Annotated in this window: 5 protein-coding genes; all 5 read left to right on the top strand. The window is 61.2% G+C overall.

Annotation, left to right across the window (positions count from 1 at the left end):
• The first annotated feature begins 21 nt into the window (after positions 1–21).
• The 5 genes from flgK to M5G18_RS18065 all read left to right on the top strand — a co-directional run bounded on the left by flgK (position 22) and on the right by M5G18_RS18065 (position 15,750).
• Entirely contained in the window at positions 22–2,067 is a 2,046-nt protein-coding gene (flgK, locus tag M5G18_RS18085; protein ID WP_273896625.1) for a flagellar hook-associated protein FlgK, read from the top strand.
• Positions 2,068–2,080: 13 nt separating this feature from the next.
• Positions 2,081–3,652 (top strand): flagellar hook-associated protein 3, encoded by a 1,572-nt coding sequence (locus M5G18_RS18080; RefSeq protein ID WP_273896626.1) that lies wholly within the window; start codon positions 2,081–2,083, stop codon positions 3,650–3,652.
• Positions 3,653–3,769: 117 nt separating this feature from the next.
• Positions 3,770–7,366 carry a glycosyltransferase gene (locus M5G18_RS18075; RefSeq protein WP_273896627.1) on the top strand — a complete coding sequence of 1,199 codons (3,597 nt, stop codon included), beginning with the start codon at positions 3,770–3,772 and terminating at the stop codon, positions 7,364–7,366.
• Positions 7,367–7,596: 230 nt separating this feature from the next.
• Positions 7,597–13,122 (top strand): beta strand repeat-containing protein, encoded by a 5,526-nt coding sequence (locus M5G18_RS18070; protein ID WP_273926164.1) that lies wholly within the window; start codon positions 7,597–7,599, stop codon positions 13,120–13,122.
• A gap of 219 nt (positions 13,123–13,341) precedes the next feature.
• Positions 13,342–15,750 carry a calcium-binding protein gene (locus M5G18_RS18065; protein WP_273896629.1) on the top strand — a complete coding sequence of 803 codons (2,409 nt, stop codon included), beginning with the start codon at positions 13,342–13,344 and terminating at the stop codon, positions 15,748–15,750.
• Positions 15,751–15,917 lie beyond the last annotated feature (167 nt).

The following is a 15,917-nucleotide window of genomic DNA, read 5'->3' as shown; positions in this document are numbered from 1 at the left end:
ACACAAGGTAAGGTTTGAATCATGAGTTTGCTCAATATCGGGATGTCGGGGTTGGCCGCGAGTTCATCCTCTCTGGCGACGACAGGTAACAACATTGCCAACGTCGACACCGCCGGTTATTCGCGCCAGCAAACCGTGCAGGGCACCAAGTCCTCGATACAGTACGGTAACGTGTTCATCGGTACCGGTACGACCCTTGCCGACGTGCGCCGGGTGTACAACTCCTACCTCGAATCGCAGCTGCACACCGCCACCTCGCTGAGCAGCGAGGCCGCCGCCTATGGCGCGCAGGCGACAGCACTGGACGGCTCGCTGTCCGACACCAACACCGGCCTGACCGGCGTGCTGCAGAAGTTCTTCACCTCGATGCAAGGCGTATCGACCTCGGCCACCGATGACACTTCCCGTCAGTCAGTGCTGACCGGCGCGCAAGCCCTGACCAGCCGCTTCAATGCACTGGCCAAGCAGCTCAACGACCAGAACACAACGCTCAATGGCAACCTTGGCGACATGGCGGCCCAGGTCAACAAGCTGGCCACCTCGATTGCCAATCTCAACCAGAAGATCGGCGAGATTTCCACCAGTGGCGGCCAGCCGAACGATCTGCTCGACACCCGTAACGAAGCCGTACGCCAGCTCTCCCAACTGGTCGGCGCGCAGGTCGTCGAGCGCGGCACCAGCTTCGACGTTTATGTCGGCAGCGGTCAGCCGCTGGTTGTCGGTAACACCACCAATACCCTGAGCACCGTGCCGAGCAAGGATGACCCGTCGCGCATGGGCATCCAGATGGATCGCGGTTCGAGCACCATCGACATCACTTCGGTGATCAGCGGTGGCGAAATCGGCGGTCTGCTGAGCTATCGCAAGGAAGTGCTCGACCCGTCGCTCAACGAGCTGGGCCGTGTGGCGCTGGTGATCGCCGATCAGGTCAACCGCCAGCAAGCCCAGGGCATCGACAAGAACGGTGACTTCGGCGCCGCGATTTTCAACAACATCAACAGTGCCGCGCTGATCAGTCAGCGCAGCATTGCCCAGGCGGGCAACAGCGCAGGTTCGGGCAACCTTGACGTCACCATCAAGGACACCGGCAAGCTGACCACCAACGATTACCAGGTCACTTTCACCAGCGCGACCAACTACACGGTCAAACGCTCGGATGGCACCGACATGGGTTCGTTCAGCACCACGACCACGCCGCCTCCGGTCATCGACGGCTTCACCCTGGCCCTTAACGGCGGAGCCCTGAGCGCCGGCGACACCTTCAAGGTGACGCCGACCCGCGGCGCAGCCTCGACCATCCAGGCCGTGCTCACCGACCCGAAGAAAATCGCGGCGGCGGCACCGTTGACCGGCGTGGCCAGTGCCAATAATTCCGGCACCTACACCCAGCCGACACTGACCGACACCATCGACATCTACAACCCGACCTCCCAGGCCGAGTTGCAGAACGCGCTCAAGTATTCGACTCCGGTCAAACTGGTGTTTGGCGCGGTCGCCAGCGGCAGCCAGTCGTACAACATGGTCGACGCCAAGGGCAACACCATCGGCACCGGGACCATCGTGCCGGGCCAGGCCAACACCCTGAACCTGAAGATCGGCATGGTCGACTCCACCGGCGCGCCGGTGATGGACACCAGTGTCACGCCGAACGTACAGAAAACCTTCACCGTGCAGACCACCGTGAGCGCGACGCCGAAATCCGGCGAGACCTTCACCATGAGCCTGACCGGTGCGGCGTCTTCGGACAACCGCAACGCCCAGGCGCTGGTCGGCCTGCAGACCAAACAAACGGTCGACACCGGTACCGGAAGCAAGGGCATCAGCCTGACCGACGCCTACAACAAGCTGGTAACCAACGTCGGTACCAAGGCGGCTCAGAGCAAGTCCGACATCGAGGCCACCACGGCGATCCTGGATCAGGCGCAGGGCGCGCGTGATTCGCTGTCTCAGGTCAACCTCGACGAAGAGACCGGCAACCTGGTCAAGTATCAGCAGTACTACACAGCGTCTTCGCAGATCATCAAGGCTGCGCAGGAAACCTTCGCCACGCTGATCAACAGTCTTTAAGGAGTCGTAATTCATGCGCATTTCCACCGCCCAGTATTACGCGACGCAAGCTGCCCAATATCAGCGCAACTACAGCAAGACGGTCGCGACCGCCAACGAGGCCAGCAGCCTGCAGCGCATCAACACCGCTGCCGACGATCCGATCGGTGCCGGTCGTCTGCTCAAGCTCGGCCAGCAGGCCGCGATGCTCGATCAGTACAAAGGCAACATCGACACCACCAAGAGCGCGCTGACCGTTCAGGAATCCACCCTGTCGGCCATCACCACGGCCCTGCAGCGCGCCAAGGAAATCGGTCTGGCGGCCAACAACGGCATCGCCACCGACGCAGACCGCAAGGCCTATGCCTCGGAGCTGGGCCAGATCCAGCAACAAGTGCTGGGCCTGATGAACTCCAAGGATGCCAACGGCAACTACCTGTTCTCCGGTTCGAAGACCGATACCGCGCCGTACTCGCAGAACGCCGATGGCACCTACACCTATAACGGCGACCAGACCCAGATCAACCTGGGCATCGGCGACGGCCTGTCGGTGGCCACCAACACCACCGGCTGGGACGCTTTCCAGCAGACCATCAATACCGCCCGCACCCAGACCACCATGACGGCTCCGGCGGTCGATGACGGTCGTGTGGTGCTGACCAACGGTATCGTTGGCACCGCGGCGACATACAATTCCAAGTTCGCGGCCGGCCAGCCGTACACCGTGGACTTCATCAGCAGCACCCAGATCAAGATCACCGATGCCCTGGGCAACGACGTGACCACCGAAGCCAGCCAGAACGGCGCGATCAGCAACAGCAACGGCGCCAACCAGACGGTCAGTTTCCGTGGCATCGACCTGAAGCTGAGCATCAACCTCAAGGCCGGTGATACCAACCCGGACGCGGTCATTGCCGGTCACAGCTTCCAGCTGGCGGCCACGCCGGACTCGTTCACCACTTCGCGCAGCCCGGGCAACCCGTCGACCGCGGTCATCACCGGTTCGAACGTGACCAACCAGGCAGCCTACAATGCGGCCTTCCCGTCGGGCGGCGGCGCGGTCCTGAAGTTCACCAGCGCCACTGCGTTCGACCTGTACGCGGCGCCTGTGACCGCCGACAGCAAGCCGATCTCGTCGGGCACCGTGGCCGGCGGCAACGCCACGGCGGCCGGTGTGACCTTCGCCCTCGGCGGCACGCCTGCGGCCGGTGACCAGTTCTCGATCCAGTCCAACAACCACCAGACCCAGAACGTGCTTGACACCCTGGGCCAGATGGTCACGGCGCTGAACACGCCGATCGATGGTGATCCGGTGGCCAAGCAGAAATTCCAGGGCGCCATGGAGTCGGCGCTGGGCAACATCGACAGTGCGTCGAACCAGATCGGTTCGGCCGTCACTTCGATCGGTGCTCGTGGCCAGTCGCTGGACGACCAGACCACCACCAACCAGAGCCTGACTCAGGCGAACGCCACCACCCAGGGTTCGATCCGTGATTCGGATCCGGCTGACGTGATGACCCGCCTGACCTTGCAGCAGACCATGCTGCAGGCCTCGCAGCTGGCGTTCAGCAAAATCAGCCAGTTGGGTCTGTTCAACAAGATCTGATCCTGAACGGGCGCGCAAGCGCCCGTTTGCTCTGACCGCTCTGTATCCATCGTCTTTTTTTTGCGGTTTCAAAGGGCTCGCTGTTCCGGGCGGGTTCCCGCCGCTTGCGAGTCCGCCGTGAATTCACTTCCCCTTGTCAGCCTTGTCATCCCTGCCTTCAATCCGCGCTTCTTCGAGCGCGCGTTGCTCAGTGCCGTGAGTCAGGGGTACGCCAATCTTGAAATCATCGTCTGCGACGACAGTCGCGGCAGCGAGATCCGGGAAACCGTCGCCTCGATGATCGAGAGCACCGGGGTGGCGGTGCGCTATGTGCGCAATGACCGCACATTGGGGCTGGTCGGCAACCTGCAGGCCTGCCTTGCGCAGGCTCAGGGTGAGTTCATCAAGTTTCTGTGCGATGACGATCAGTTGTTCGCCACCTGTGTCGAACGCCAGGCACAAGTGCTCATTGATCGTGACGACGTCAACCTGGTGCTGGCACAGCGTCTGTTCTGGGACGCCAACGACCTGCCATTGCCGTCGCGCCTGGAAAACACACCGTTGTCGCCGGTGTGTGGTCTGTTCAAGGGCGAAGACCTGCTGGCCATTTTCGAGAACTTCCCGGTCAACATCCTCGGCGGCTTCAGTGCCGCGCTGTTCCGTCGTGCTGATGTGCTGGAACTGCTTCCGGCCCTGACCCAGGCCGGGCACTGCTTTGTCGCCACCCTCGATTTCGCCCTTTACGTCTGTCTGCTGCGTCGCGGCAACATGGTGGTGTCCAACCATGTGCTCAGCGTCGAGCGTCTGTATCCCGAGCGTTTGAGCGGCCAGCAGGCCATGCGCGATGCGGCCGTGGCCGAGCGGCAATGGCTGACGCAAATGCTCAAGGCGCGCAGTGGCGAATCGGCACCGGCCCCGGGTTGGGTACGCTACCTGCCGATCACCAAGGCGGACGAGACGCCGCGGGTCTGGGAAGAGTTGCCGCTGAGCCGGACCCTGGGCACCAAGCAGACCACCCAGGACTGGCATGTCGGTATTTCCAGCGTCAGCTTCGCCGAGTTGTACGCCGAGTGGCTGGCCTGTCGCAGCCTGACCGAAGGCCAGCGTGAATTGCTGCCGGACACCCTGGCCGCCTGGCCGCGCACGCCGAAAATCGTGCCGGTGATCATCGACGGGCAGGGCAGCCGTTCGGCGCTGGAGCTCACCCTGCAATCGCTGGCTGATCAGGAATATGCCCCGGAGCTGACGCTGGTGCTGTCGTCGTCCTGCACCGAAGCGCAATTGAGCGAGCGGGTCGTGCGCATGCCGTTGCAGGATGACTGGCAGCAGCAACTCAATGAGCTGCTGGCGCAACTGGACGGCGCCGACTGGTTCTACCTGCTGCAGGCCGGCGATCGCCTGGTGGTCCCGGCGTTGCTGGTGATGGCCGAGCGCATTGCGCTTTCAAACACGCTCACCTGCCTGTACAGCGACGAAGGCGGACTGAGCCAGGGTGAGTCGGCGGAGCCAGTGTTCAAGCCTGACTTCAACCTCGACCTGATGCGCAGCTATCCCTACGTGGGCCGAGCGCTGGCCTTCGACCGCCAGCGTTTTCTTGCGCTGGGCGGTTTCGATGCCGCGTTCGGCGAACTGGCGGCGCACGATGTGCTGTGGCGCATGGTCGAGAACGACGGCACGCAGGTCGTCGGTCACATCGCCGAAGTCCTGCTGGAGTCGGCATTTGACCTGGCCAAGTGGTTGTCACAGCCGCAGATGGCCGATGACAACGCACGGTTGATCGAAGCTCACCTGCATCGTCTGGGCATTTCCCATACGATTCGCCGAGGTGCTTCGGCGCTGCTCAATCGGGTCGACTACCTCCATGGCCGAACGCCGCTGGTGTCGATCATCATCGCCAGCAAGGATCAGACCGCAGCGGTGCAACGCTGCGTCGAGACCCTGCTGGAGAAAACCCTGTACGCCGAGTACGAGCTGCTGCTGGTCGACAACGGCAGCGAGAGCGCCGAGGCGCGGGCCTGGTTCGACGGCATGGCGCAGCTGGGCAGCGAGCGGATTCGCGTGCTCGATTGTCCGGTGCAAGGCAATCTCGCCGCCGTGCGCAACGTCGCAATGGTTCATGCGCTCGGTGAGTACGCGCTGTTCCTCAACCCGTATGCGGTGATCAGCCATGGCGACTGGCTGACGGAAATGCTCAATCACGCCCAGCGCCCGGAAGTCGGCGTGGTCGGGGCCAAGCTGTTCAACCCGGATGGGCGGCTGTTGCATGCCGGTCTGATTCTGGGTCTGCAAGGGCCGGCGGGCGTACCCTTTTACGGTGAATCGATGCAGGCGACCGGGTACATGTACCGCTTGCTGGTGGCACAGGATCTGAGCGCCGTCGGCAGCGACTGCCTGATGGTGCGCAAGGCTGTTTTTGACGCGGTAGCGGGCCTGGACGAACAGGATCTGGCGCAGTCGCTCAATGAAGTGGATCTGTGTCTGCGCATCGGCCAGCAAGGTTATCTGGTGGTCTGGACGCCTTACGCCCAACTGGCGCTCGGCACGCAGCCGATCGTCGTCGCCACCGACGACGAAGCGGCCCGGCGCAGTCAGGAGCAGGAAGCGTTTTACAAACGCTGGCTGCCGATTGTCGCGCGGGATCCGGCGTATAACCGTAACCTGTCGCTCAACGGTCTGGGCGGTTCGAGCTTCAGCCTCGATCCGGGCCTGCGCACCGGCTGGAGTCCGTTTTCCCGGCCGCAACTGCCGAAGATTCTCGCGCTGCCGGTCAACGCGTCGGCCATCGGTCACTATCGCGTCACCCAGCCGCTGATCGAGCTGGAAGAGGCGGGCCGGGCGCTGGGGCGGATTCACTACAACCTGCCGACCATCATCGAAGTCGAGCGCCAGTCCCCTGACGTGATCATTCTGCAGGGGCGTTATTCCGAAGGTCCGATCAACGAAATCCCGAGCCTGCAAAAGTATTCCGGCGCCCGGCGGATCTACGAGCTCGACGACTACGTGATCGATGTTCCCCACCGCAATGCGCACATTCGCAACATGCCCGGCCGGGACGACATGGAAAAACTGGTCCGGCGCGCCATCGGCATGTGCGACCGGGTGGTGGTGTCCACCGCGCCGCTGGGCAATGCACTGTCGAGCATGCACAACGACATTCGGGTGGTTCCGAACATGCTGGCCAAGCACCTTTGGAGCGACTTGCGCAGCCAGCGTCGCACCTCGAAAAAACCACGGGTCGGCTGGGGCGGTGGCACCAGTCACCACGGCGACCTGGCGGTGATCGCCGACGTGGTTCGCGAGCTGGCGAACGAAGTCGATTGGGTGTTTTTCGGCATGTGCCCGGATGATCTGCGCCCGTACATGCACGAATTCCATGGCGTGATCGGGCTGGACGTGTACCCGGCAAAACTGGCCAGCCTGAACCTGGACCTGGCCCTGGCGCCGCTGGAGTTCCACATCTTCAACGACTGCAAGAGCAACCTGCGTCTCCTGGAGTATGGCGCCTGCGGTTACCCGGTGATCTGCACCGACACCGAGGCCTATCGCGGTTACCTGCCGTGCACCCGGATCAAGACCAACACCACGGACGAATGGCTGCAAGCGATCCGCATGCACCTGGCCGATCCGGACGCCAGCTATCGCATGGGCGACCAGTTGCGCGAGATCGTCCTGCGCGATTACGTCCTGCGCGGCGACAACCTGCGCTACTGGGAAAACGGCTGGCTGGCGGACTGATCGGTTCGTACAGGCAGACAAAAAAACAGGCGACGTTGACAGTCGCCTGTTTTTTTTTGCCTGCCCATTCGTCTTTGTTTCATTCCCGATACATTTCTTTTCGGCGGGCTCAAGGATTGGCTATTTCCTGTCGATATCAACACATTCGCTCTATCAGAAAATTGCGCCGCGATGACGTGTGATCGCCACGCTGGCCTGGACCGGTTTACAAACAAGGCAAGGAAGATGCAATGGCTGTCATCAACGGAACAAACGGCGCGGATACGCTGAACGGTACCAGTGGGGATGATGAGATCAATGGCCTGGGTGGCAATGATGTCATCAAGGGCAGTGCGGGGGCCGACAAGATCGATGGCGGAGCTGGCACCGACGTTGTGGACTATTCGGCGTCTGCCGCCGGGGTCAATGTCGATATCCGGCCCGGTACCGGGCTGGCTGGCACCGGTGGCGATGCTGAGGGCGACACCCTGACCGGTATCGAAAAAGTCATCGGCTCGGCGTTCAACGACTCCTTCACCACCGACGCTTATCTGTACGCGACCTACGAAGGCGGCGCCGGTGATGACATCTACTTCGTCAACGGCGGCGGCGTGACCGTCATCGAGCAGGCCGGAGGCGGCAACGATGAAGTGCGGGTCAGCTACAAGGAGCACACGCTGGCGGCCAACGTCGAGCGTCTGACCTTCGTTGGCAACGAGTCGTTTGCCGGTGCGGGCAATGCCAGTGACAACATCATCACGGGCGGTGCATTCAACGACGTCCTCAAGGGCGGCGGTGGTGCTGACCAGTTCTTCGGCGGCGCGGGCATGGACACGGTGTCCTATGACGACAGCACCGTGGGCGTCACGCTCAACCTGATTACCGGGGTTCATTCGGGAATCGCGGCGGGTGATGTCTACAACAGCATCGAAGCGATCACCGGCTCCAAATACAACGACACCTTCATTGCCGATGGTCGCGTGTTTGCATTCAGCGGTGGTCTTGGCGGCACCGACACGGTGGATTACTCGGCTTCGGCCGAGGCCATCAACGTTGATGTCCGTCCGGGTATCGGCTTGGCAGGCACCGGTGGCGACGCGCAGGGCGATACCCTGGCCAGCATCGAAAAAGTCATCGGCTCGGCGTTCAACGACACGTTCACTGCAGACCCTTACAGCACCGTGACCTTCGAGGGTGGTGCCGGCGATGACATCTACTTCGTCAACGGCGGCGGTGTGACCGTCATCGAGCAGGCGGGAGGCGGCAACGATGAAGTGCGGGTCAGCTACAAGGAGCACACGCTGGCGGCCAACGTCGAGCGTCTGACCTTCGTTGGCAACGAGTCGTTTGCCGGTGCGGGTAATGCCAGTGACAACATCATCACGGGCGGTGCATTCAACGACGTCCTCAAGGGCGGTGGCGGTGCTGACCAGTTCTTCGGTGGCGCGGGCATGGACACGGTGTCCTATGACGACAGCACCGTGGGCGTCACGCTCAACCTGATTACCGGGGTTCATTCGGGAATCGCGGCGGGTGATGTTTACAACAGCATCGAAGCGATTACCGGCTCCAAATACAACGACACCTTCATCGCCGATGGCCGCGTGTTTGCATTCAGCGGTGGTCTCGGCGGCACCGACACGGTGGATTACTCGGCTTCGGCCGAGGCCATCAACGTTGATGTCCGTCCGGGTATCGGCCTGGCAGGCACCGGTGGCGACGCGCAGGGCGATACCCTGGCCAGCATCGAAAAAGTCATCGGCTCGGCGTTCAACGACACGTTCACTGCAGACCCTTACAGCACCGTGACCTTCGAGGGTGGTGCCGGCGATGACATCTACTTCGTCAACGGCGGTGGCGTGACCGTCATCGAGCTGGCCGGTGGCGGCAACGATGAAGTGCGGGTCAGCTATAAGGAGCACACGCTGGCGGCGAACGTCGAGCGTCTGACCTACGTTGGCACCCAAACCTTCACTGGCGCGGGCAATGCCAGCGACAACATCATCACCGGCGGCAACGGCAATGACACACTGCTGGGCGGTGGTGGTGCCGACCAGTTCTTCGGCGGCGCGGGCATGGACACGGTGTCCTATGACGACAGCACTGTGGGCGTCACGCTCAACCTGAAAACCGGGTTCAATTCCGGAATCGCGGCGGGTGATGTCTACAACAGCATCGAAGCGATCACCGGCTCCAAATACAACGACACCTTCATCGCTGACGGTCGCGTGTTTGCATTCAGCGGTGGTCTTGGCGGCACCGACACGGTGGATTACTCGGCTTCGGCCGAAGCCATCAACGTTGATGTCCGTCCGGGCATCGGCCTGGCAGGCACCGGTGGCGACGCGCAGGGCGATACCCTGGACAGCATCGAAAAAGTCATCGGCTCGGCCTTCAACGACACCTTCACCGCAGCCCCTCTCCCCGCCGTGACCTTCGAGGGCGGTGCCGGCGATGACATCTACTTCGTCAACGGCGGTAGCGTAACCGTCATCGAGCAGGCCGGTGGCGGCAACGATGAAGTGCGGGTCAGCTACAAGGAGCACACGCTGGCGGCCAACGTCGAACGCCTGACCTACGTTGGCAACGAGTCGTTTGCCGGTGCGGGTAACGCCAGTGACAACATCATCACGGGCGGTGCATTCAACGACGTCCTCAAGGGTGGCGGTGGTGCTGACCAGTTCTTCGGCGGCGCGGGCATGGACACGGTGTCCTATGACGACAGCACCGTGGGCGTCACGCTGAACCTGAAAACCGGGATCAATTCCGGAATCGCGGTAGGTGATGTCTACAACAGCATCGAAGCGATCACCGGCTCCAAATACAACGACACCTTCATCGCCGATGATCGCGTATTTGCGTTCAACGGCGGTCTCGGCGGTGTCGACACGGTGGACTACTCGGCGTCGTCGGCGGCTGTCAACGTGGACATCCGCCCTGGCATCGGTCTGGCAGGTGTCGGTGGCGATGCACAGGGCGATACCCTGGCGGAGATCGACAAGGTCATCGGCTCGGCCTTCAACGACACGTTCACCGCAGCCCCTCTCCCCGCCGTGACCTTCGAGGGCGGTGCCGGCGATGACATCTACTTCGTCAACGGCGGTAGCGTAACCGTCATCGAGCAGGCCGGTGGCGGCAACGATGAAGTGCGGGTCAGCTACAAGGAGCACACGCTGGCGGCCAACGTCGAGCGTCTGACCTTCGTTGGCAACGAGTCGTTTGCCGGTGCGGGTAACGCCAGTGACAACATCATCACCGGCGGTGCATTCAACGATACCCTCAAGGGCGGTGGCGGTGCCGACCAGTTCTTCGGCGGCGCAGGCATGGACACGGTGTCCTATGACGACAGCACCGTGGGCGTCACGCTCAACCTGAAAACCGGGGTCAACAGTGGAATCGGTGCGGGCGACGTCTACAACAGCATCGAAGCGATTACCGGCTCGAAGTACAACGACACCTTCATCGCCGATGATCGCGTATTTGCGTTCAACGGCGGCCTCGGCGGTGTCGACACGGTGGACTACTCGGCGTCGTCGGCGGCTGTCAACGTGGACATCCGCCCGGGCACCGGTCTGGCAGGCACCGGCGGCGATGCACAGGGCGATACCCTGACAGAAATCGACAAGGTCATCGGCTCGGCCTTCAATGACACTTTCACCGCAGCGCCTCTCAGCTACGCGACCTTCGAAGGTGGCGCCGGCGATGACATCTACTTCGTCAATGGCGGTGGCGTGACCGTCATCGAGCAGGCCGGTGGCGGCAACGATGAAGTGCGGGTCAGCTATAAGGAGCACGTCCTGGCGGCCAACGTCGAGCGTCTGACCTTCGTTGGCAACGAGTCGTTTGCCGGTGCGGGTAACGCCAGTGACAACATCATCACCGGCGGTGCATTCAACGACACCCTCAAGGGCGGTGGCGGTGCCGACCAGTTCTTCGGCGGCGCGGGCATGGATACGGTGTCCTATGACGACAGCACCGTGGGCGTCACGCTCAACCTGAGTACCGGGGTCCATTCCGGAATTGCGGCGGGCGATGTCTACAACAGTATCGAAGCGATCACCGGCTCCAAATACAACGACACCTTCATTGCCGACGGTCGCGTGTTCGCGTTCAACGGTGGCCTCGGCGGCACCGACACGGTGGACTACTCGGCTTCATCGGCGGCCGTCAACGTGGACATCCGTCCGGGTACCGGTCTGGCAGGTGTCGGTGGCGATGCACAGGGCGATACCCTGACAGAGATCGACAAGGTCATCGGCTCGGCCTTCAACGACACCTTCACCGCAGCGCCCGTCAGCCTTGCGACCTTCGAGGGCGGCGCCGGGGATGACATCTACTACGTCAACGGCGGTGGCGTAACGATCATCGAACAGGCGGGTGGTGGTAACGACGAAATTCGCGTCAGCTGGAATAGCCACACGATGGCAGCCAACGTCGAGCGCATGACCTACACCGGTACGATTGCATTTACCGGTTATGGCAATGCCGGCGACAACATCATCACCGGTGGTATCGGCAACGACGTGCTGTATGGCGGCGGCGGTGCGGACCAGTTCATCGGCGGCGCGGGCATGGACACGGTGTCCTATGACGACAGTACCGCAGGTGTCAGCATCAACCTGAAAACCGGTGTCAGCACCGGGATCGCGACGGGCGACACCTACAGCAGCATCGAGGCAATGACGGGCTCGAAATACAACGATGTGTTCGTTGGCAATTCTGCGGCACTCGCCATCAACGGCGGTCTTGGCCTGGACATGGTCAGCTATGAATCGTCGGACAGCGCGGTCACCATCGACCTGAAAACCAACGCCAACACCGGCGATGCAGCGGGCGATACTTTCGCCGGGATCGAGATTTTCCAGGGCAGCAGTTTCGCTGACACGTTCCTGGGCTCGACCGCCAACGACAACTTCGTTGGCGGAGCCGGTGCCGACGTGTTCGACGGCCGTGAAGGCATCGACACGGTGTGGTACGCCAACAACGCCACCGCCGTGAATATCAACCTGCAGACCGGCGTCAGTCAGGGGGGCGATGCCGAAGGCGATGTATTCATCAACGTCGAGAGCCTGATCGCGACGAGCTTCAATGACACGCTGACCGGCAATGCTGCCGCCAATGGTCTGGAGGGCGGTCTGGGTAATGACGTCATTTATGGCGGGGATGGCAACGATGTCATCTATGGCAGCCTGCAGACCCCGCTCGGACCGTTCGCCGTGAATGTTGCAGCGGGTGGGCCGCAGGCCGACCTTCTGTATGGCGGCAATGGCAACGACACCATCGTTGCAGCGCCCGATGACCATGGCACCCAGGCCTTTGGCGAAGCCGGCAATGACACTATTACCGTGGTGTACGGCGTGGCTGATGGTGGTGAAGGCGACGATGTGCTGACCGGGACTGGCGCCGGCTTCTCGCTGTCCGGTGGTGCGGGTGCTGACAAACTGTTTCTGCAGGGGCCCGGCTCGGCGTTCGGCGGCGAGGATAATGACACCTACACCGTCAATACCTCGAGACTGGTCACCATTCAGGACAATGGCACCAGTTCCGGCGACAAGTTGATCCTGACGAACATCAACGCTCAGCAACTGCTGCTTGATCGGGTCGGCAATGACCTTTTCCTGCATCAGTACAGTGTCTTCGAAGGTCAGACTCCGGATGACGGCGTGCGGCTGAAGGACTGGTTCGCCGGTTACAACAATATCGAATACATCCAGACGGCTGACGGCAAGTTCATCAACCTGCCAACCAGCAATGATGCGTTCGCCATGTTCGGTTGATCGCTGGACAGATGCCTCCATGATGGTTTTGTGGCGGCATCGATGATTGAAAACAGGCGGCCCCGTGTCGCCTGTTTTTTCATTTTTTTCGAGTTGGTTCCTTCCCCGCGACGTCATTCGAAATGACCGGGATCACGGGTTCGAAGTTTATTTTCAGCAAGCTGATGCTCAGCGCTCTTTGACGGTATCCGGTTCAACAACAACGCAAGGAAGAAGCAAATGTCAGTCGTGAATGGAACAAGTGATGTGGATTATCTGGTGGGCACCGATGGCAATGACGAACTCTATGGACTGGAGTCGGATGATCAGCTGGTCGGCAGCGCCGGATCGGACGTGCTGGATGGGGGCGAGGGTTTTGACACGGCGGACTATCGCGTGCTGAATTCTGCCGTCAGTGTCGAAATCGACCAGGACTCGTTGACTGTCACGGGGGCCGACGGCAAGCGCGATACCTTGCTCAATGTCGAGAAAGTCATCGGTACCTCTTTGAACGACACCTTCACCAGCAACAACCCCGGTGTGACGCTGGACGGTAGTTGGGGTGACGATGTGTACATCGTCGGCAGTGAAGGCGTGACCATCATCGAAGAGAATTACGGCGGTTACGACGAGCTGCGCACCAGTCTCAACACCATCAAGATGGACTCCTTCATCGAGAAGCTGACCTTCACCGGTACGGGTGATTTCAAGGCCTACGGCAGTGACACCGACAACGAGATCATTGGCGGTGCCGGCAACGACTGGCTGTGGGGCGGCGACGGGGCGGATCACTTCGTCGGTGGTGATGGCTTCGATACCGTCAGCTACAGCGACAGTACCGAAGGGGTGAGAATCGCGGACTGGAGCAACTATGACTGGTTGACCATCGCCTACGGAGACACCTTCACCGGTATCGAAGCCATTGAAGGTTCGAAGTTCGATGATCTGATCTATCGCTTCGAAGGGTCGATGATCATTGACGGTTCCGATGGCTACGACACGGTGAGCTATCACCAGAACGCAGGGCCGGTCAGCATCGAGATCGGCAGTGGAATCAATGCAGTTGGCGACACCTTTCGCAATGTCGAAAAAATCATTGGCACCAGCAATGCTGATCAGTTCACCGCCAACATCGGTGGCGTGACCCTGGCCGGTGGCGACTGGAACGATGTGTACATCATCAACAGCACCGGTGTGACCATCGAAGAAGTCGAGGGCTTCATGGGCGGCACCGATCAGGTGTACACCACGCTGTCTGTGATGCACCTGGATCCGTTCGTTGAAAACCTGACGTACACCGGGACCGGCGACTTCACCGGCTACGGCAACGACACCTGGAACACGATCGTCGGCGGCAGTGGCAACGACGTGTTGTTCGGCGGTGACAAGGGCGATTCCTTTGACGGTGGCGACGGTATCGATGTGCTCAGTTACGGCGACAGCACGGTCGCCATGACGCTGAACTGGGCGACCCGGGAATTCTCGGGGATCGCTGACGGCGATACGTACCAGAACATCGAGATCATCCGTGGCAGTGACTTCAACGACACCTTTTACGCCGACGGCATGTCCTGGTATTTCGGCCTGGATGGCGGGCAAGGGCAGGATCTGCTCAGTTTCAAATACGCCACCATGCCGATGGCGATCGACCTGAGCGGTGCCGCCTACAAGCCCTGGGACCCGATGCCTGAATACACCAGCATCGAATTGATCGAGGGCAGTCAGTATTTTGATGACTTCATCGGTTCGGCCGGCAACGAAACGTTCATCGGTGGTGGTGGCGGTGATGCAATCGATGGCCGCGATGGCGTCGATAACGTCTGGTACCTCACCAGTGCCTCGGCGGTAGAGATCAATCTGCAGACCGGCATCAACCTGGGTGGTGATGCGCAGGGCGATACGCTGACCAATGTCGAAGGCGTGATGGGCAGTCATTTTGACGACACCTTGACCGGCAACGAAGCGGACAACTACCTGGAAGGCGGGCGCGGCAGCGATCTGATCAATGGCGGTGACGGCAGCGACGTCATCTATGGCGGCCTGGTATCTGACATCGGGCCGTTCAGCCTCGAAGGTGTGGCCGACAATGCGCAGGCCGATCAGTTGTATGGCGGGTCGGGTGACGACGTGATTGTCAGTGCCGAAAACGATCTGGGTACCAACGCGTTCGGTGAGGACGGCAATGACACCGTGACAGTGGTCAACGGCAGCGCCATCGGCGGTATCGGCAACGATGTATTGACCGGCAAGGGCAGCACCTACTCGTTGTTCGGTGGCGAGGGTGACGACCGGTTGATTCTCAACCTGGCCGGCCAGCAGGCCTCCGGTGGTTTCGCCAATGGCGGTGAAGGTGATGACACTTACGTGGTGAACACCTCCGGTCTGGTGGTGATTCAGGACGGCGGCACCAGCCTGAACGACACCCTGATCCTGAACGCCATTGCCAACGCCAGCCAGTTGGGCGTTACCCGCATCGGTGACGACGCCTATCTGCATAGCGCCAATGACGGCAGTACCGGGGCACCGACCAATGGCGTGAAACTGGCGGGCTGGTATGCGGGCTTCAACAGCATCGAGCACATCCAGACCGCTGATGGTCAGGTTTACAATTTGCCGGCCGCTGTCGACGGGTTTGCCATGTTCGGTTGATCCGGTCGACTCATGGAAGTTGTTTGAAGGGAGGGATGAAGCCGGCAACGGCTTCATCCCTTTTTTCATGGGCAGATGTCCTGCCAACACGCAGCCGGCGGAGCTGGCGCGTTTCCTGCAAGTCCCCCTCAAATCGCCATAAAACGAGCGCTCGCGGTCATTGCCCC

Source organism: Pseudomonas aphyarum (assembly GCF_028657055.1).
GTDB lineage: Bacteria > Pseudomonadota > Gammaproteobacteria > Pseudomonadales > Pseudomonadaceae > Aquipseudomonas > Aquipseudomonas aphyarum.
The sequence above is the reverse complement of the archived record's forward strand: the minus strand, read 5'-3'. Positions and strand labels throughout refer to the sequence as shown.

Coding starts and splice junctions, on each gene's coding strand:
- flgK (WP_273896625.1), top strand. CDS start 22: ATGAGTTTGCTCAATATCGGGATGTCGGGGTTGGCCGCGAGTTCATCC.
- M5G18_RS18080 (WP_273896626.1), top strand. CDS start 2,081: ATGCGCATTTCCACCGCCCAGTATTACGCGACGCAAGCTGCCCAATAT.
- M5G18_RS18070 (WP_273926164.1), top strand. CDS start 7,597: ATGGCTGTCATCAACGGAACAAACGGCGCGGATACGCTGAACGGTACC.
- M5G18_RS18065 (WP_273896629.1), top strand. CDS start 13,342: ATGTCAGTCGTGAATGGAACAAGTGATGTGGATTATCTGGTGGGCACC.